We start from the raw sequence: 1,313 nt of genomic DNA, 5'->3' as shown, positions 1-1,313 counted from the left end.
CGGTGGTAACTATAACCATCCTAAGGTAGCGAAATTCCTTGTCGGGTAAGTTCCGACCTGCACGAATGGCGTAACGACTTCCCAGCTGTCTCAACCGCGAACTCGGCGAAATTGCATTACGAGTAAAGATGCTCGTTACGCGCAGCAGGACGGAAAGACCCCGTGACCTTTACTACAGCTTGGTATTGGTGTTCGGTGTGGCTTGTGTAGGATAGGTGGGAGACTGTGAAGCTTGGACGCTAGTTCAGGTGGAGTCATTGTTGAAATACCACTCTGGTCATATTGGATACCTAACTTCGAACCGTGATCCGGTTCAGGGACAGTGCCTGGTGGGTAGTTTAACTGGGGCGGTTGCCTCCTAAAAAGTAACGGAGGCGCCCAAAGGTTCCCTCAACCTGGTTGGTAATCAGGTGTCGAGTGTAAGTGCACAAGGGAGCTTGACTGTAAGACTGACAAGTCGAGCAGGGACGAAAGTCGGGACTAGTGATCCGGCAGTGGCTTGTGGAAGCGCTGTCGCTCAACGGATAAAAGGTACCTCGGGGATAACAGGCTGATCTTGCCCAAGAGTCCATATCGACGGCATGGTTTGGCACCTCGATGTCGGCTCGTCGCATCCTGGGGCTGGAGTAGGTCCCAAGGGTTGGGCTGTTCGCCCATTAAAGCGGTACGCGAGCTGGGTTTAGAACGTCGTGAGACAGTTCGGTCCCTATCCGCTGCGCGCGCAGGAAATTTGAGAAGATCTATCCCTAGTACGAGAGGACCGGGATGGACGAACCTCTGGTGTGTCAGTTGTTCCGCCAGGAGCACCGCTGATTAGCTACGTTCGGAACGGATAACCGCTGAAAGCATCTAAGCGGGAAGCCGGCTTCGAGATGAGATTTCCATCCCTTCGGGGGAGAGGCTCGCAGCTAGACTACTGCGTTGATAGGCCGGATGTGGAAGTGGGGACTAAAGACCCATGGAGCTGACCGGTACTAATAAGCCGATAATTTGATAACACTCAGTTTGAAGAAGCTGCTTTAGCGTCCACTATGTGGTTCTCGATGTACGGTCGAGAACAACGTCCTCGTCACGAGGACTCTATATAACTACATAATATAGAATCGATTCATCGCAAGATGTTTCGGCGGCTATAGCGAGAGGGAAACGCCCGGTCACATTCCGAACCCGGAAGCTAAGACTCTCAGCGCCGATGGTACTGCAGGGGGGACCCTGTGGGAGAGTAGGACACCGCCGGACTTAACGTAGAAACACCAGGAAAGCCATCCCTCCGGGGATGGCTTTCCTGCGTTAACAGGCCACCCACGCGGGTG

General features: G+C 53.6%; 2 rRNA genes. Both read left to right on the top strand.

Features of this window, described 5'->3' with window-relative positions:
• Nucleotides 1-998 (top strand): 23S ribosomal RNA (locus CXY77_RS00020); the annotation flags it as partial.
• A 124-nt stretch (nt 999-1,122) separates the two neighbouring features.
• A 5S ribosomal RNA gene (rrf, locus tag CXY77_RS00015) occupies nt 1,123-1,239 on the top strand.
• The last annotated feature ends 74 nt before the right edge of the window (nt 1,240-1,313 follow it).

Source organism: Cryobacterium sp. N21 (genome assembly GCF_002929575.1).
Taxonomy (GTDB): Bacteria; Actinomycetota; Actinomycetes; order Actinomycetales; family Microbacteriaceae; genus Cryobacterium; species Cryobacterium flavum.
Note: the sequence above shows the minus strand (reverse complement) of the source record. Positions and strands in the feature narration are given on the sequence as shown.